The 17117-nt window shown below is 66.8% G+C and carries 18 protein-coding genes; 12 read left to right on the plus strand and 6 right to left on the minus strand.

What is annotated here, in order from left to right; genetic code table 11:
* Positions 1–138 precede the first annotated feature (138 nt).
* Both guaA and guaB read right to left on the minus strand, forming a co-directional pair.
* Positions 139–1749, minus strand: coding sequence for a glutamine-hydrolyzing GMP synthase (gene guaA, locus AC07WS_RS17630; RefSeq protein ID WP_494730341.1), 1611 nt, complete (start codon positions 1747–1749; stop codon positions 139–141).
* Between the two features lie 69 nt (positions 1750–1818).
* On the minus strand, positions 1819–3291 hold the full coding sequence (gene guaB, locus AC07WS_RS17635; protein WP_494730342.1) for an IMP dehydrogenase: 1473 nt from the start codon (positions 3289–3291) through the stop codon (positions 1819–1821).
* Positions 3292–3691: 400 nt separating this feature from the next.
* Between guaB and AC07WS_RS17640 the strand changes: the two genes are divergently transcribed.
* The 4 genes from AC07WS_RS17640 to gntR all read left to right on the plus strand — a co-directional run bounded on the left by AC07WS_RS17640 (position 3692) and on the right by gntR (position 7955).
* A complete protein-coding gene (locus AC07WS_RS17640) occupies positions 3692–4828 on the plus strand; it encodes a choice-of-anchor J domain-containing protein (protein WP_494730343.1) in 1137 nt (378 codons plus the stop codon).
* Positions 4825–6240 carry a PA domain-containing protein gene (locus tag AC07WS_RS17645; protein ID WP_494730344.1) on the plus strand — a complete coding sequence of 472 codons (1416 nt, stop codon included), beginning with the start codon at positions 4825–4827 and terminating at the stop codon, positions 6238–6240. Before AC07WS_RS17640 ends, AC07WS_RS17645 begins: the two co-directional genes overlap by 4 nt.
* Before the next feature lie 121 nt (positions 6241–6361).
* Entirely contained in the window at positions 6362–6862 is a 501-nt protein-coding gene (locus AC07WS_RS17650) for a DUF4124 domain-containing protein (RefSeq protein ID WP_494730345.1), read from the plus strand.
* 64 nt (positions 6863–6926) lie between these two features.
* A complete protein-coding gene (gene gntR / locus AC07WS_RS17655; protein ID WP_494730346.1) occupies positions 6927–7955 on the plus strand; it encodes an HTH-type transcriptional regulator GntR in 1029 nt (342 codons plus the stop codon).
* Between the two features lie 6 nt (positions 7956–7961).
* Here the strand turns inward: gntR and AC07WS_RS17660 are convergent, their stop codons facing one another.
* Positions 7962–8810 (minus strand): hypothetical protein, encoded by an 849-nt coding sequence (locus AC07WS_RS17660; protein WP_494730347.1) that lies wholly within the window; start codon positions 8808–8810, stop codon positions 7962–7964.
* Between the two features lie 118 nt (positions 8811–8928).
* On the opposite strand from AC07WS_RS17660, the gene AC07WS_RS17665 reads away from it, so the two are divergent.
* Entirely contained in the window at positions 8929–10155 is a 1227-nt protein-coding gene (locus tag AC07WS_RS17665; protein WP_494730348.1) for an esterase/lipase family protein, read from the plus strand.
* Positions 10156–10158: 3 nt separating this feature from the next.
* Here the strand turns inward: AC07WS_RS17665 and AC07WS_RS17670 are convergent, their stop codons facing one another.
* Positions 10159–10440: an RnfH family protein gene (locus AC07WS_RS17670; RefSeq protein WP_494730349.1), complete on the minus strand. Its 282-nt coding sequence runs from the start codon at positions 10438–10440 to the stop codon at positions 10159–10161.
* Positions 10430–10864: a type II toxin-antitoxin system RatA family toxin gene (locus tag AC07WS_RS17675; protein ID WP_494730350.1), complete on the minus strand. Its 435-nt coding sequence runs from the start codon at positions 10862–10864 to the stop codon at positions 10430–10432. The genes AC07WS_RS17670 and AC07WS_RS17675 overlap by 11 nt, the downstream gene beginning before the upstream one ends.
* Before the next feature lie 75 nt (positions 10865–10939).
* Here AC07WS_RS17675 and smpB point away from each other — a divergent pair, with 75 nt between their 5' ends.
* From smpB to AC07WS_RS17690, 3 genes are all read left to right on the plus strand, one after another.
* Entirely contained in the window at positions 10940–11389 is a 450-nt protein-coding gene (smpB, locus tag AC07WS_RS17680; protein ID WP_494730351.1) for an SsrA-binding protein SmpB, read from the plus strand.
* A gap of 110 nt (positions 11390–11499) precedes the next feature.
* Positions 11500–12270 (plus strand): YajG family lipoprotein, encoded by a 771-nt coding sequence (locus AC07WS_RS17685; protein WP_494730352.1) that lies wholly within the window; start codon positions 11500–11502, stop codon positions 12268–12270.
* Positions 12270–12830 carry a FlgO family outer membrane protein gene (locus AC07WS_RS17690; protein ID WP_494730353.1) on the plus strand — a complete coding sequence of 187 codons (561 nt, stop codon included), beginning with the start codon at positions 12270–12272 and terminating at the stop codon, positions 12828–12830. Before AC07WS_RS17685 ends, AC07WS_RS17690 begins: the two co-directional genes overlap by 1 nt.
* 1 nt (position 12831) lies before the next feature.
* On the opposite strand, the gene AC07WS_RS17695 is transcribed toward AC07WS_RS17690, so the two are convergent.
* Complete coding sequence (locus AC07WS_RS17695) at positions 12832–13674, minus strand: NAD-dependent protein deacetylase (RefSeq protein WP_494730354.1); 843 nt, start codon at positions 13672–13674, stop codon at positions 12832–12834.
* A gap of 112 nt (positions 13675–13786) precedes the next feature.
* Between AC07WS_RS17695 and AC07WS_RS17700 the strand changes: the two genes are divergently transcribed.
* From AC07WS_RS17700 to AC07WS_RS17715, 4 genes are read left to right on the plus strand one after another with little or no spacing between them, the layout of a single operon-like run.
* Complete coding sequence (locus AC07WS_RS17700) at positions 13787–14371, plus strand: RNA polymerase sigma factor (protein WP_494730355.1); 585 nt, start codon at positions 13787–13789, stop codon at positions 14369–14371.
* 17 nt (positions 14372–14388) lie between these two features.
* A complete protein-coding gene (locus tag AC07WS_RS17705) occupies positions 14389–15057 on the plus strand; it encodes a zf-HC2 domain-containing protein (RefSeq protein ID WP_494730356.1) in 669 nt (222 codons plus the stop codon).
* Complete coding sequence (locus AC07WS_RS17710; protein WP_494730357.1) at positions 15054–16388, plus strand: S8 family peptidase; 1335 nt, start codon at positions 15054–15056, stop codon at positions 16386–16388. The genes AC07WS_RS17705 and AC07WS_RS17710 overlap by 4 nt, the downstream gene beginning before the upstream one ends.
* Complete coding sequence (locus tag AC07WS_RS17715; RefSeq protein ID WP_494730358.1) at positions 16385–17089, plus strand: TorF family putative porin; 705 nt, start codon at positions 16385–16387, stop codon at positions 17087–17089. The genes AC07WS_RS17710 and AC07WS_RS17715 overlap by 4 nt, the downstream gene beginning before the upstream one ends.
* Positions 17090–17117: the final 28 nt, after the last annotated feature.

The following is a 17117-nucleotide window of genomic DNA, read 5'->3' on the forward strand; positions in this document are numbered from 1 at the left end:
CTGAGTCCTGTGCAATACAGAACTCAGCCCTTGGCTGCTTAGCAAACTATACCGTCCAACTATTTGGGGTCAGTTCAAAAATCAGGGGCTTGGTCTCATCCGTTTGCCAGGCAGCGCCAGCGGCTGCCGGCTACGGCATCACTCCCACTCGATGGTCGCAGGTGGCTTTCCGGAAATGTCATACACGACACGGTTGATGCCGCGCACTTCGTTGATGATGCGGTTGGACACCTTGCCCAGCAGCGCGTGCGGCAGGTGCGCCCAGTGCGCGGTCATGAAGTCCTGCGTCTGCACGGCGCGCAAGGCCACCACGTATTCGTAGGTGCGGCCGTCGCCCATCACGCCCACCGACTTCACCGGCAGGAACACCGCGAACGCCTGCGAGGTCGCCTCGTACCAGTTGGCAGGCACGCTGTCCTGGTCGAAGCCCGGCACCACCACCGGCTCGTACGGCGTGTTGCGCAGCTCTTCGATGAAGATGGCGTCGGCGCGGCGCAGCAGGTCGGCGAATTCCTTCTTCACTTCGCCCAGGATGCGCACGCCCAGGCCTGGGCCTGGGAACGGATGGCGGTAGACCATGTCATGCGGCAGGCCCAGCGCCACGCCCAGCTTGCGCACCTCGTCCTTGAACAGTTCGCGCAGCGGCTCCAGCAGCGACAGCTTCATGTGCTCCGGCAGGCCGCCCACGTTGTGGTGGCTCTTGATGGTCTGGCCCTTCTTGCCCTTGCCGGCCGATTCGATCACGTCCGGGTAGATGGTGCCCTGCGCCAGCCACTTGGCGTTGACCAGCTTGCCCGACTCGGCGTTGAACACTTCGACGAATTCGCGGCCGATGATCTTGCGCTTCTGCTCGGGATCGGCCACGCCGGCCAGGTGGCCCATGAACTGGTCTTCGGCGTCGATGCGGATCACCTTGACGCCCAGGTTCTTGGCGAACATGTCCATCACCATCTTGCCCTCGTCCAGACGCAGCAGGCCGTGGTCGACGAACACGCAGGTCAGCTGGTCGCCGATGGCGCGGTGGATCAGCGCGGCGGCCACCGACGAATCGACGCCGCCGGACAGGCCCAGGATCACCTCGTCGGTGCCGACCTGGGCGCGGATCTTCTCGACCGCTTCCGAGATGTAGTCCGGCATGTTCCAGTCCGACTTGCAGCCGCAGATCTCGTGCACGAAGCGGCCCAGCATGGCCTTGCCCTGCACCGTGTGGGTCACTTCCGGATGCCACTGCACGCCGTAGAACCGCTTCTCCTCGTTGGCCATGGCGGCGATCGGGCAGCTCGGGGTGTTGCCCATCAGGACGAAGCCCGGTGGCATCTCCAGCACCTTGTCGCCGTGGCTCATCCACACTTTCAGCATGCCGTGGCCTTCGTCGGTGACGAAGTCGTTGATGCCGTCGAGCAGCTTGGTGTGGCTGCGGGCGCGCACCTCGGCGTAGCCGAATTCACGCACCAGGCCGTTCTCGACCTTGCCGCCCAGCTGCGCGGCCATGGTTTGCATGCCATAGCAGATCCCCAGCACCGGCACGCCCAGCTCGAACACGGCGTCCGGCGCGCGCGGGGCGTCGCCTTCCAGCGTCGAGCTGTGGCTGCCCGACAGGATCACGCCGGCGGCGCCGTAGTTGCGCACGAATTCGTCGCTGACGTCGTACGGGTACACTTCCGAGAACACGCCGGAGTCGCGCACGCGGCGCGCGATCAGCTGGGTGACTTGGGAGCCGAAATCGAGGATGAGGATTTTTGAGTGCATGAGTAATGTACTGGAGAGGTAAAGAATAGAAAAACGCCGGCTTTGCTAAGCCGGCGTTGCAAGGACGGTTTAGTCGCCGGAACGGTAGTTCGGCGCTTCCTTGGTGATCTGCACGTCGTGCACATGCGATTCGCGCATGCCGGCCGAGGTGATCTCGACGAACTCGGCTTTGCTGCGCAGTTCGTCGATGGTGGCGCAACCGCAGTAACCCATCGATTGACGCACGCCGCCCACCAGCTGGAAGATGATCGCCAGCACGCTGCCCTTGTAGGCCACGCGACCCTCGATCCCCTCGGGCACGAACTTGTCGGCCTTCATGGTGGCGTCCTGGAAGTAGCGGTCGGCCGAACCGTCGGACATGGCGCCCAGCGAGCCCATGCCGCGATACGATTTGTACGAACGGCCCTGGTACAGGATCACTTCGCCCGGCGCCTCTTCGGTGCCAGCGAACATGGAGCCCATCATCACGGTCGACGCGCCGGCCGCCAGGGCCTTGGAGATGTCGCCCGAGAAGCGGATGCCGCCGTCGGCGATGCACGGCACGCCGGTGCCTTCCAGCGCCTCGGCCACGTTGGAGATGGCGGTGATCTGCGGCACGCCGACGCCGGCCACGATGCGGGTGGTGCAGATCGAGCCAGGGCCGATGCCGACCTTGACCGCGTCCGCGCCGTGCTCGACCAGCGCCTTGGCGGCGGCCGCGGTGGCGATGTTGCCGCCGATGACGTCGACCTGCGGGAACTTGGTCTTGATCCATTTCACACGGTCCAGGATGCCTTGCGAGTGGCCGTGGGCGGTGTCGACCACCAGCACGTCGACGCCGGCGGCGACCAGCAGTTCGATCCGCTCTTCATCCTTGGCGCCGACACCGACGGCCGCGCCAACCAGCAGCTTGCCCTGCGAGTCTTTCGACGCCAGCGGGTGCTCGGTGGATTTCTGGATGTCCTTGACGGTGATCAGGCCGCGCAGTTCGAACGCGTCGTTGACCACCAGCACGCGCTCGAGGCGGTGCTTGTTCATCAGGCGCTTGGCTTCGTCGCGATCCGCGCCTTCCACGCCTTCCTTGACGAACACAAGCTTTTCGCGCGGGGTCATCTTGGCGCGGGCTTCGGCGTCGAGCTCCTGTTCGAAACGCAGGTCGCGGTTGGTGATGATGCCCACCACTTCCTTGCCTTCGACGACAGGGAAGCCGGAAATGCCATATTGCTCGGTCAGCTTGATGACGTCGCGGATCTTCATGGTCGGCGGGATGGTGATCGGATCACGCAGCACGCCGGCCTCGAAGCGCTTGACGCGCGCCACTTCGCGAGCCTGGTCCTTCGGATTCAGGTTCTTGTGGATGATGCCTATGCCGCCCTCTTGTGCCATGGCGATCGCCAGGCGGGCTTCGGTGACCGTGTCCATCGCTGCGGACAGCAAGGGGATGTTCAGGCTGATGTTGCGGGTCAGGCGAGTTTTGAGGGACGTATCGGCAGGCAGAACATTCGAGTACGCTGGGACGAGAAGCACGTCATCAAACGTGAGTGCTTTTTGGAGTAGACGCATAGCATTTCCTATAGGCGCAAAAGCAGATTATACAGAAACGGGCATGTTTTGTCCGAAACTTCTGCAAACCGCCCGGGAAGGCCCCGGCAGCGGCCGCCCGCATCTTTGAAAATTTACTTTCCTTCCAGCATGCACTCCTGACCATGTTGCAAAAAAGCCTCGACTCCGGACTCTAATTGTGCGGGGCGCAAACTACGGTTGTGCTCGCCAACATCAGGCGTGGCGGCGTTTCCAACCGAATATTCGTGGATATTTTATAAATAATATATATAGATAGCCAAGAAAAATTGCTGTACTTTATTAAAGGTAGTCATTTGGGCCAGATGCACGCACACGTTGCTATCTGACATGTTCAACACGCTCGCTTGCTAGGCAGGCAAAACAATACCATTGGGGCATCATGAACTTGAATAAATACCTGATCGGACTCGTAGCCTCGGTCGCTACCAGCTCCGCCTTCGCCAGTCCCTTGTTATCCGAGGGATTCAACGACATCAGCACCCTCGGCGCCAGCGGCTGGGTAATGACCAACAACAGCAGCGCGGTCGGCTCGACCAACTGGTTCCAGGGCGACGAGTCCCTGTTCCACGCCGCGGCCGGCGCGAACAATTCCTACATCGCGGCCAACTTCAACAACGCGGTCTACGGTGGCGCCGTCAGCAACTGGCTGATCACGCCGGAAGTGGCCATGGCCAACGGCGAGCAGCTGAACTTCTCGCTGCGTCTGCTGGCGGAAGGCGTGGTCGATACCGTTCAAGTCTATTACAGCACCGCGGGCGCCAGCAGCAATGTCGGCAACACCACCGCCTCGACCGGCGACTTCCAGCTGCTGGGCACTTACAGCGCGTCCGCCGACACCGGCTGGACCAACAACTCGCTGACCCTGTCCGGCCTGTCCGGCGCCACCAGCGGCCGCTACGCCTTCCGCTATCTGGTGGACAACACCGCCCTCAACGGCGACCACATCGGCATCGACTCGGTCAACATCAGCGCCGTGCCTGAACCGACCACCGCGCTGATGCTGCTGCTGGGCCTGGGCGTGGTGGCGTTCAGCCGCAAGAAGCTGCGCCTGCTGGCGCTGGCCGGCCTGTCCGCCAGCACCCTGGTGGCGCAGGCGGCCGAGCCGCAAACCGGCGCCAATGGCCTGATGAGCTTCCCGAACGCGCGCGTCGCCGTGCAGCCTGAGCTGGCCGCGACCGCCGCGCCGGCCGGCGCCGGCATGGTGGCCTACAAAGATCCGGCCACCGGCCAACTGGTCGGCCCGTCGGCCGAACAGGCTGCCGAACTGGCCGCCGCAGCCGTGCCGGCCATCAGCGCCAAGGCAGGCGGCCGCGTGGCGATGGGCGCCCGCGTCGCGCCGCTGACCACCGCGCGCGGCGGCGTCGGCCTCAGGCTCGACGACTCCACCGCCAGCTACGCCGTGATCCACAAGGATGCCGACGGCCAGCTGGTCGAGTCCTGCGTCCCCGGCGAAGATGTCGCCCACCACCTGGCGCACGGCCCTAGCCTGCAAGCCGTGAAAGGAGAACAACAATGAAGCGCCTCACCCTGAAAGCCATCGCCGCTGCGGCCGCCTGCCTGCTGGCCTCGTCCAGCTGGGCCGCCGCCACCATCGTGATCGTCAACGGCGACCCGGCCAACGTCGGCTTCAATGACCCGACCGTGGTCGCTCCGGTCGGCGGCAACGCCGGCACCACGCTGGGCGTGCAGCGCCTGAACGCGTTCCAGGCCGCCGCCAACAAATGGGGCGCCACGCTCACCAGCGCCACCCCGATCCGCGTGCTGGCCACCTGGGAAGCGCTGACCTGCACCGCCACCTCGGCTGTGCTGGGCAGCGCAGGCGCCACCGAAATCTTCCACGACTTCGCCGGCGCGCCGCAGGCCGGCGCCTGGTTCGGCAAGGCCCAGACCGCCAAGCTGACCGGCTCCGATCCGGACTCCTCGGTCGCCGACATCCGCGCCCGCTTCAACATCAACCTGGGCACGCCCACCTGCCTGGCCGGCTCGCCGTTCTACCTGGGCCTGGACGCCAACCACGGCAACGCCGTCGACCTGGTGACCGTGCTGACCCACGAATTCGGCCACGGCCTGGGCTTCCAGACCTACACCAACGGTTCGACCGGCGCGCAGCTGGGCGGCTTCCCCAGCGTGTGGGACTTCTACCTGAAGGACAGCACCACCAACAAGCTGTGGAAGGACATGACGGACGCCGAGCGCGCCGCCTCGTCGCTCAAGACCGGCAAGCTGGTCTGGACCGGCCCGATCGCCAACAGCTACGTCAACACCGTGCTGCAGCAAGGCGCGCCCGCGCTCACGCTGATCAGCCCGGCCAACATCGCCGGCGTGGTGCAGGTCGGCACCGCCAGCTTCGGCCCGGCGCTGAGCAGCCCTGGCCGCACCGGCGAAATCATGCCGGTGGTCGACACCGCCCCCAACCTCGGCCTGGCCTGCGGCCCGCTGTCGGCGCTCAACGCCGCCGCGGTCAACGGCAAGATCGCCCTGGTGGACCGCGGCGTGTGCGCCTTCACCATCAAGGCCAAGGCGGTGCAGGACGCCGGCGCAATCGGCATGATCGTGGCCGACAATACGCCAGGTTCGCCTCCGCCCGGCCTGGGCGGCGCCGATCCTAGCGTCACCATTCCAGCGGTGCGCATTTCGCAGGAAGACGGCATCGCCCTGAAAGCGGCCCTGGCCAAGCGCACCCGCCTGCACTCCAATGTGTTCGCCAACCTGGGCGTGAATCTGGCGCTGCGCGCCGGCGCCGATGCGGCCGGACGCCTGCAGATGTTCGCGCCCAACCCGTACCAGGGCGGTTCGTCGGTGTCGCACTACGACGTCAGCGCCTTCCCCAACCTGCTGATGGAACCGGCGATCAACAACGACCTGACCCACGAAGTCACGCCGCCGTTCGACCTGTCCTTCCCGCTGCTGCGTGATGTAGGCTGGTAAGCACCCCGGCGGCATCCGCTACCGGCAGCCCGTCGCCCTCTGGACGACGGGCTTTTTCTTTGCGGTTGAGCGTGGCGGCGTATCATGGCGAAATCGGAGTTCGCCTAACTGGAGCGTCACCATGACTTACCGCACCCTGCACGGCCTGGCCGGCGCCCTGCTGCTGGCAGCTTGTTCGCTGGCCATGGCCCAATACATCTGGATCGACGACAAGGGCGTCAAGCAATTGTCGGATCGTCCGCCGCCGCCGTCGGTGCCGGAAAGCCGCATCCTGAAGGCGCCCGGCAAGGCGCCGTTCAATCCCAGCACCGAGGCCGAAGCGCCGGCCGCCGAGCCGGCGCCGGACGCCGCCAAGCGCCCGCCCACGCTGGCCGAGCGCAACGCCGACTTCAACAAGCGTAAAGACGAGGCCGCCGCAGCCGCCAAAAAGGCCGCGGCCGAGGCCCAGCAAAAAGCCGATCTCGCCGCCAACTGCGACGCCGCCCGCAAGAATCTGCAGGCGCTGGCCGACGGCGTACGCATGAGCAACTACGACAGCAACGGCGAACGCGGCATCATGGGCGACGCCGAACGCGCCGAAATGGCGAAAAAGAATCAAAAAGTGTTGGCCGGATGCAAATAGACCCTGTCGTCGGGCTGCCCCGCTGCCGTATGATATCGCTATCAGCGATTCTTCCCGGTCCAATATGAGCAAGACAGCAGCGATCAAGAGCCGCGCCAGCGGCCGCATCACCCTGGCGATGGTGGCGGCGCACGCCGGCGTGGCAACCATGACCGCCTCGCGCGCCATCACCCAGCCGGACATGGTGTCGCAGGCGCTGCGCGACCGGGTGGACAAGGCGGTCGTCGAGCTGGGCTACGTGCCCAACCGCGCCGCACGCGCGCTGGCCTCGTCGCAGTCGAAGGTGATCGCGGTGCTGGTGCCGTCGCTGTCGAACGCGGTGTTCACCGAAGTGCTGGCCGGCATCCAGGATGCGCTGGACGCGGACGACTACCAGATCCTGATCGGCAATACCCGCTATTCCGACCAGGAAGAGGAAAAGCTGATCGGCACCTACCTGCAGTCGAATCCCGACGGCATGCTGCTTTCCGGCCTGAGCCACAGCCCGCGCGTGCAGCAGATCCTGACCAACTCGCGCGTGCCGGTGGTGTCGATGATGGACATGTCCACCGACCCGTCGCAGTTCACGGTGGGCTTCTCGCAGGTGCAGGCCGGCTACGCGATGACGCGCTACCTGATTGACAAGGGCCACAAGCGCATCGGCTTCCTCGCCGCGCAGCTGGACGAGCGCACGCTGCGCCGCGCCGAAGGCTATCGCCAGGCGATGCGCGACGCCGGCCTGCTCGACAGCAAGCTGGAGGTGATGGTGGGCGAACCGTCCACCATCGCGCTGGGGGCCGAGCTGCTGGGCCGCATGCTGGCGCAGGCGCCCGACTGCGACGCCATCTTCTGCTGCAACGACGACCTGGCCCACGGCGCGGTCTACCAGTGCCAGCGGCGCGGCATCGCCGTGCCGTCGCAGCTGGCCATCTGCGGCTTCAACGACCTGCCCGCGTCGGCGTGGATGAATCCGTCGCTGACGACCATCGCCACGCCGCGCTACCGCATCGGCTACGAAGCGGCCAGGTTGCTGCGCGCGGTCATCAAGGGCGAAGACCCGGCCAACAAGCAGATCGACCTGGGCTTCACGCTGATGGCGCGCGAGAGCGCCTGAGGCGCGCTATTCTTCCCAGCTGACGTCCATATTGCCGACCATCCGGTCGTTCCAGACCACCACCGTCGCATGGACAACAGTGCCCTTGTTGTTGTCCATCACGTGAATGTTGTTGACGTGATAGCGATACTTGGCGCCCTCCTGCCGCGCCGCCAGCTGCTCCGCGTGGCGGCCGCGCTCACCCAGTATCTGCGTGAAGAGGAACAGGCCGAACGCCGCCGTGAGCAAGGCGCCCAGCGCCAGCGGCACCCGCATGTCGTAGCGTTCGCGGCCCTCGAAGGCGCGCGCCTGCCGGATCGCCGGGCCGCTCAACAACCACAGCATCCACAAGGACATGGCGCTCTTGAAGATCGGCAGCAGGACGGCGATCAGGTACGCGGACGGATCCAGCGCAAGCTGCCTCAGCGTCAAGTCCAGCGGCTGTGCGAACATCATCAGCGGCGCCAGCACCAGCATGGGCAGACCCAGCACCGCCAACCAGCGCAGCACGATCGCCACCCGCAGTCCGCCGAACGCCAGCAGCAGCACCGTGATCAACGACGACACGTCGGCGTTGAACTGCGATCCCGTCCCGTGCCTGGCATTCCAGATGGCGACGGCGACATCGGCCGCCACCACGCAGGCCATCCCCTTGGCGGCGCGGCGCATGACGGGCCGGTAGCTGGCGGGATCGGCGCGGACCCCGGCTGCGTCGGCCACGGCAGCCGTCGCGGCCGGTGCGGCCGGCTGCGCGGCCAATTCCGCCAGCCGCGCCTCGATCTGCGCGACGCGCTCGGGGAAACGGTCGGCATCGATGCTGCGGCGGATTTGCCGCAACTGTTCTTGGTCGTACTTGGAATAATCGGGCTGGTTCAACATCGCTCCACAGTGGGTTGGGACGAGCAGTGTAGCCGAGCCCGATGTGCTTGCGCAAACTGGCGCGGCGATCGGCCGGCGCATCGTACACTGGCGTCAAAACCATCAGGAGATCGCCATGCAATTCACTAAGCACGCTGAACTGCAACGCGCTCTGGCCGACGCCGCGCCGGAGATCGTTGCGCCGCCCTTAACGCTGCTGCCGGCAACGCCGCTGCCGTCCGCCGAGATCGCGGATGAGCACCTGAACATCGTGCGCCACAAGGACAGCGGCTGCATCCAGTTCGTGTTCCCGACCGACGCCGCGCCGACGCTGCTGGCGCCCATGCATCCGGCCGCGGGCCGCATGGACTGGATCGTGCAGGCCGCCCTGCGCGTGCGCGAGCGCATGACGCAACAGATGGCCGAAGCCATCGAAGCCCACAACAAACCGGAAGCGCTGCTGAGCCTGCGCCACGGCTGGCATCAGCCGGCGACGGCGGCCGAACTGGCGGCCTCGCGCGGACGCAAGGTGCTGCTGTTCGTGCATGGCATCTTCAGTTCCATCGAAGGCGCGTTCGGCGACCTCGCGGCGGACGGCACCATGCAGCAGCTGCTGGCGCGCTACGACAACCAGGTGTTCGGCTACGACCACTGGACCATCGCCAAGACGCCGCAGCAAAACGCCCTGGACTTGCTGGCGCGGCTGCCGGCCGACGCCGGCTGGGACGTCGACCTCGTCTGCCACAGCCGCGGCGGGCTGGTGGTGCGTTCGCTGCTGTCTACCGCGCCGGACGCGGACGATGCCGTCCTGGCCGCGCTCGGCAAGCAGCGCGCCGGCCGTATCGCCAGCGTGGGCAAGGTGTTCTTTGTGGCGGCGGCCAATCAGGGGTCGGCGCTGGCCTCGCCGGAGGAGATCCAGCACTTCCTCAACGTGGCGGCCATGCTGGCTTCGTTCAGCGGCGGCATGGCGCTGGATCTGGTGATCGGGCTGGCGCGGATGGCGCTGTCGCTGGGCTTCGAGCTGCCCAGCGTGGAGGCGCTGGCAAGCGGCTCGGCGCTGATCGGGCAGCTCGCCAAGAGCGAGAGCCTGCTCACCGGCGCCAGCACCTACTACGCGCGCGCCGACTTCGATTTCGGCCACTCGCTGCTGGAGCAGGCCGGCACGCTGATCAACCGCATGCTGCTGCAAACCGATAACGACGTGGTGGTTCCGTACGACGGCGTGCTGCTGCCCGAGGCGCAGGTGGCCGAGGCGCGCATGCTGAGCTTTGGCACGCCGCAGCTCAAGCAATCGGAAGTCTGGCATACCGAATTTTTCAAGCAGCCGATGCTGCGCCAGTTCCTGATCGAGCGCGCAGCCTGAGCGTCAGGCGGCCTTGCGCCGCCGGCGGGCGTGCTTGGGATCGGCGATCAGCGGACGGTAGATTTCGACCCGGTCGTGTTCGCGCAGCACGGTGTCGAGCGTTTTCTTCTTGGCGTAGACGCCGACCTGCATGCTGGCCAGGTCGACTTCCGGCGCCTCCTGCAGCACGCCGCTGAGGACGATGGCCTGCTCGATGGTGGTGCCGGCCGCCACCCGCAGCGCGCGCAGGAACTGCACCGCATCGCTGGCGTAGCACACTTCGATGTTGAAGGTTTCAGCCGCCATACACTGTTTCCGCCCGCTTGCAGAAGGAATCGACCATGCTGTTGGCGATCACGCCGAACACCGGCCCCACCAGTTTCGCCAGCAAGGTGCTGGAGAATTCGTAATGCAGGTCCAGCTCGATCTTGCAGGCGTCCTCGCGCAGCGCCTTGAAGGTCCACACGCCGTCCAGGCACTTGAAAGGACCGTCCACCAGCTTCATCTTGATCGCGGTCGACGGCGTGTTTTCGTTGGAGGTGGTGAAGCTTTGCCGCACGCCGTGGTAGTTGATGCCGACGCTGGCCGTCACCGTGTTGCCATCGCGCTCGCGTATTTCGACACCACCGCACCACGGCAGAAACTTGGGATAGTCCTCGATCGCGGCGACCAGATCGAACATCTGCTGCGCGCTGTATCCGAGGAAAACTGATTTGTGCACTACTGCCATTGGCTAACCATTTGCTATGATGTTGAATTATTCGCGTTTCTGTGCGCGAAGCAGTAGTTTAACCGATACCATCCCATGACCATAGCCGATAACAAAAAAGCCTTTTTTGACTACTTCATCGAAGACCGCTACGAAGCGGGCATCGTCCTTGAGGGCTGGGAAGTGAAGGCCATCCGCGACGCCCGCGTGCAGATCAAGGAAGCCTACGTCACCATCAAGGGCGACGAGCTGTTCCTGTTCGGCGCCCACATCAGCGCGCTGCCGACCGCGTCCACCCACATCCACCCGGAAGCGGTGCGCACCCGCAAGCTGCTGCTGCACCGCCAGGAAATGGACAAGCTGATCAGCAAGGTCGAGCGCGCCGGCTACACGCTGGTGCCGCTCAACCTGCACTACAAGGGCGGCCGCGTCAAATGTGAAATCGGCCTGGCCAAAGGTAAGAAGATGCACGACAAGCGTGCCACCGAGAAAGACCGCGACGGCAAGCGCGAGGTGGCGGCCGCCATGAAGACCAACCGCCGCTGACATTCCCCGCCGCACTGTTGCGCGCCCTGTACAGAACCCGGTCCCGTACCGGGTTTTTTATTGCCCGACGAGTTTCTAATTAGAAACACCCATGCTAAACTGGCAGAAGAATGATTTTACATTCGCGGCTGGCGCTTGCCGATTGCGCGCGCCGCGAACCCGACCAGACTTTTGACGACGAGGCAATGATGGCGCTGAAAACTGCAATGGCTCTGGCAGCCGGTATCTTGCTCGCAGGCTGCGCGTCGCGCTACACGCCGACCCCGCAGGCAACGAACTTCCCCACCACCAAGCAGGCCAAGCTGCAGGCGGCCTACCACTGGGGTGTCATCTCCGACAATATCGAAAAAAGCATCGTGGCCGAACTCAAGAAGAGCCCGCCGCGTCCGGTGTACCTGAACGAGCCGCGCGAGCCGAGCCCGTTCCAGCGCGCGCTGACCACCCAGCTGACCACCTCGCTGGTGAACGACGGCTACGTGGTGACGCGCTCGCCGGCCGGCTCGCTCAAGATCGACATGGACGTGCAGGCCGTGACCTTCACCGCCAACCGTCCGCAATACCGCTACCACGGCGAGCGCGCCGCGCTGGCCAGCGGGGTCTGGGTGCTCAGCGAGATCGAAGCGCCGCTGCTGGGCGGCGTGGCGGCCGGCGCCGCGGCCTGGGATTCCTACGACTGGTTCAACGCCCAGTTCGCCCCGGGCGCGACGCCGCGCACCGAAATCATCGTCACCGTCTCGGTGTCCGACCAGTTCCGCTACGTGGCGCGCAGCACCTCGGCCTATTACGTGGCCGACAGCGACCGCATCCTGTACGGCATCGTCGATCCCGAGCCGGACGAACCCAAATTGACCCGACTGTTCAAAGTCCGCGGAGACATGTAATGCCGAACCACGTTCCGACCCTGGCCCGCGCCTGCCTGCTGGCGCTGCCGCTGCTGCTGGGCGCCTGCTCCTCCACGCCCACCAAGGACGAAGGCAATTATTCGACCATCTCCTCCAACCAGTTCATCGACGCCAACTACAAGGCGGCCGATTCGCTGATGCACCAGCTCAGCGGCAAGCTGACCGCCGACAAGCCGCTGATCATGGCCACCATCGTCAACATCGACGCGCTGGAGCAGACCACCACGCTGGGCCGCCTGGTGTCGGAGCAGCTGTCCACGCGCCTGGCGCAGGGCGGCCTGAGCATGCTGGAGATGAAGCTGCGCAACAGCGTCTACCTGAAGCGCAACCAGGGCGAGCTGATGCTCACCCGCGAGATCGGCGAGGTGGCCACGGCCCACAACGCGCAGGCCATCGTGGTCGGCTCGTACGCGGAGACGTCGGACATGGTGTTCATCAACATCAAGGTGATCCAGCCGAACACCAACTTCGTGCTGGCCGGCCAGGACTATGTGCTGGCCAAGGAAGCCATCGTCCGCTCGATGCTGCAGCGGAATTGACCTACAGCAGGCGCGGCAGCACTTCGCTGGCCGTCGCCTCCACCTTCAGGCCGATCAGCTCGTCCGCCCGGGTCTTGCCCAGGTTGACGGCGGCGATCGGCTTGCCCGTCGCGGCGGCCAGCTTGCAGAAGCGGTAGCCGGAAAACACCATCAGCGACGAGCCCACCACCAGCAAGGCGTCGGCCTGTTCCATCAGGTCCAGCGCGGCGGCCGTGCGCGCGGGTGGGATGTTATCGCCGAAGAAGATCACGTCCGGCTGCAGCGTGCCGCCGCAGGCGTCGCAGCTGGGCATGCGAAAATCCTGCAAGGCGTCGAGTTCGATCTCGGCGTCGCCGTCGGGGCGCGCCTCGGGCACGATCTCGCCGCCCGCCCCGGCGCCGGCGTTGGCCAGCGCGGGATTGGCCGCCGTCAGCCAGGCCTGGATGTCGGCGCGGCGGTGCAGCGCGCGGCAGTCCAGGCAGACCACGCCGTGGATATTGCCGTGCAGTTCGATCAATTTGCTGGTGCCGGCGCGCTGGTGCAGGCCGTCGACGTTCTGGGTGACCAGGGCGTCGATGCGGCCGGCCGCCTCCAGCCGGGCCAGCGCCTGGTGGCCGGCGTTGGGCGCGGTCTGGGCCAGCGTCGGCCAGCCGGCCATGCTGCGCGCCCAGTAGCGGCGGCGCACCGCCTCGGACTTGCGGAAGTCCGGGCCCTGGATGGGCGTGCGGCCGCGGCGCACGCCGTCCTTGTCGCGGTAGTCGGGGATGCCGGAGGCGGTGCTCAGCCCGGCGCCGGTCAGCACCAGCACGCGCCGGTGCTGTTGCAGGAAACCGGCCAGGTGGTCAACTTGTTGGTTCAGGTTCATGTGCGCCATGTTAACCGAGAATCGCGGTGGTAGCATGGGACCATAAAATTTCCCAACTCGTAGAACCGTTTTCGCTCGGCAAGGCATTAACGGGGAAAATGGAGGATGGCGGATGCAGCAAGAACGGGGCCGGATGGGCGGCCCGAACCCGGAAGCGGACGAGGTGCGGCTGGTGGCCAGGATAGCGGCCGGGGACAAGCTCGCCTTCGAGGCCTTGTACCGGATGTATTTCCCGCGCCTGTCGCGCTTTATCGGCCGCATGGCGCGCAACGCGGCGCTGATCGAGGAGGTGGTCAACGACACCATGTTGGTGGTATGGCAAAAGGCCGCCAGTTTCGACGGCAGCTGCAAGGTGTCGACCTGGGTGTTTGCCATCGCCTACCGCAAGACCCTGAAGGGCTTGAAGGCCAGCGACGAGCCGGTGGAAGCGGACGCCTCGCTGTACGAGGACGAGCGCGGCAACCAGCCGGAGCAGACCTTGAACCGACAGCAATTGCAACAGACCGTGGCCGATGCGCTGGACCAGCTGCCCGCCGCGCAACGCGCGGTGATGGTGCTAACCTACTACCACGACATGGCCTACAGCGATATCGCCGAGGTGGTGGAGTGTCCGCTGAACACGGTGAAGACCCGCATGTTTCATGCGCGGCACAGATTGAAGGACTTGTTGTGGAACGAAAGAGAGAGCAGCCAATGAACGGGCGCATCTTCAGAATGGATATCCCGGTCCACCAGGCGGTGCAGGAATTGCTGCCCTGGTATGCCAGCGCGCAGCTGGCGCCGGACGAGGCGCAGCGGGTGCGGGAGCATCTGCAGGCCTGCCCGCAATGCCGCCAGGATCTGGAATGGGAGCACGGCATGCGGGCCGAGGCCGCCGCGTCGAACGCCGTGCCGGATGGCGTGGACATGGAAAGCGCCCTGGCCCGGCTGATGCCGGCGCTGGGCGCGCAGGAGCAGGCCGCGCCTGGACCGGCAGCGGCGCCTACCGCGGCCGGGCCGGCACAACGCGTATCGTGGTGGCGCACGGCGGCGGCCAACCAGCCGTCCTGGCTGCGCTGGACCGTGGCGGCGCAATGGGTGCTGATCGTCGGCCTGGGCGCCCTGCTGCTGCGCCCCGACGCGGACCCGGCGCCCTACCGCGTGCTGGGCTCGAGCGTCAGCGGCGGCGGCAACCTGGTGGTGATCTTCCAGCCCAGCACCAGCGAACGCGAACTGCGCCGCATCCTGCAGGCGCAGGGCGCGCGCGTGGTCGACGGCCCGACCGTCACCGACGCCTACCTGCTGCACGTGCCGCCCGCGGCCCGCGAGCGCGCGCTGGCGGCGCTGCACGCCGAGCCCGCCGTCAAACTGGCCGAGGCGCTGGACGGAGGTACTCCGCCTTGAACACCTTCTGGCCCCGTGTCGGCGCGCTGCTCGCTTGCCTGGCCGGACTGGCGGGCATGCCGCTGGCCGCCTGCGCGCAGGCGGCGCCGCCGGCCGGCGACGAAACGCTGCGGCCGGTGCCGGCGGCCAGCCGCGATCCCGGCGAGCATCAGCTGCTGGTGATGCTGCGCCTGCCCGCCACCCACTTCCGTCCGGACGCCAGCTACGGCGGCCGCTACATCGACGACAGCGGCCGCGCGGCGCGCCGCCGCCGCGCCGAGGACTTGGCGCGCCAGAACGGCCTGACGCTGGTGGACGACTGGCCGATGCCGGTGCTGGGCCTCGACTGCTATGTGATGCGCTACCCCGACCAGGAGTCGGCCGCGCAGGTCATCGCCAGGCTGGCGCGCGATCCGCAGGTGGAATGGGCGCAGCCGGTGGCCAGCTTCGACGGCATGGCGGCCGCCGCTCCCCCGGCCGAGGCCGACGCGCTGTATCCGGTGCAGCCGGCCGCCCGCTACTGGCATGTGGCCGAGCTGCACCGCGAGACCACCGGGCGCGACATCAAGGTGGCCGTGGTCGACAGCGGCATCGACGCCAGCCATCCCGACCTGCTGGGCCAGCTGACGGTCAACGCCAACTTCGTGGACGGCGGCGCCACGCCGGCGGAAAACCACGGCACCGCCGTGGCCGGCATCATCGCGGCGCGCGCCGGCAACGGCGGCATCGTCGGCGTGGCGCCGCAGGCCCGGCTGATGGGCTTGCGCGCCTGCTGGCAGCAGCCCGACCTGGCCACGCGCTGCAACAGCTTCACGCTCGGCAAGGCGATCAACTACGCGATCGTCAACGGCGCCCAGGTCATCAACCTCAGCCTGGCCGGCCCGCCCGACCGCCTGCTGGACCGGCTGCTGGACGTGGCGCTGGAACGGGGCATCGGCGTGGTCGGCGCCGTCGACGCCAGGGCCGCCGGGCCGGCCTTTCCGGCCAGCCATCGCGGCGTGCTCGCGGTGGCCTCGCAGCCGGTCGGCGGCAAGGCCGCGCCGGCGTCCGGCATCGACGGCGATCCCGCGCTGCTCGCGCCCGGCGACGACGTCCCGACCACGGCGCCCGGCGGGCGCTGGTCCTTCGTCAGCGGCAGCTCGTACGCGGCGGCCCACGTCAGCGGCATGCTGGCGCTGATGGCGCAGCTGCAGCCCAGGGCCACGCCGGCGCAGTTGCGGCGGCTGCTGCAACCGGGCGATGGGCTGAACGCTGTTAATATTGACGCATGCGCCACTATTTCCCGCTTGCTTCGCCATTGCAGTTGCTCCTGCGCCGCCGCCAATCTCACGCAACGTGGCGTGGGTCCGTGACGCCGCGTGCCGCCGCCCTCGCCTGTCTTGCCTTACTGCCCCTGCTGCCGTGGCGGCCCGCCGCGGCGCAAACCGATTTCAGCGGCAGCGTCGCGCTGCAATCGGATTACCGCTACCGCGGCCAGTCGCTCGGCGACGGCCGGCCGGCGCCGCAGCTCACCGTCAACCTCGACGACGCCAGCGGCTGGTACGGCGGCGCGTTCGCCAGCGGCACCTCGATCGACGGGCAGCGCGGCGCCAAGCTGCAGGCCTATGGCGGCTACGCGCTGCGGCTGCGCTCGGGCTGGAGCGTGGAGGCCGGCTGCAGCCGCGCCACCTACACCCAGCTGCACTCGGCCGACTACAACGAGTGCTACGCCGGCGCCTCGGGCGAGCGCCTGACCGCGCGGCTGTACTACGCGCCGCGCTATTTCGGCGGCCCGGCGCGCGCCGTGTACGGCGAGGCCAACCTGTTCTATCCGGTCCATCCCAGCGTCAACCTGATCGCCCACGCGGGCGTGCTGCGCACGCTGCGCGGGCGCGAGTGGCCGGTCACGCCGACCAGTTCGCGCTACGACTTCCGGCTGGGCGCCAGCGTCCCGTACGGCAACTGGACGGTGCAGCTGGCCCGCGAGCACACGCGCGACGACGGCATCGTCTACAACTACGTGCCGCAGCGGCCCAACCAGGCCTGGGTGCTGGGCGCCACCTACGCGTTCTAGGCGGAGAACCGCGCGCCGGCCAACGGGA

The sequence above is a fragment of the Duganella sp. GW821-FHT01E12 genome (assembly GCF_059422325.1).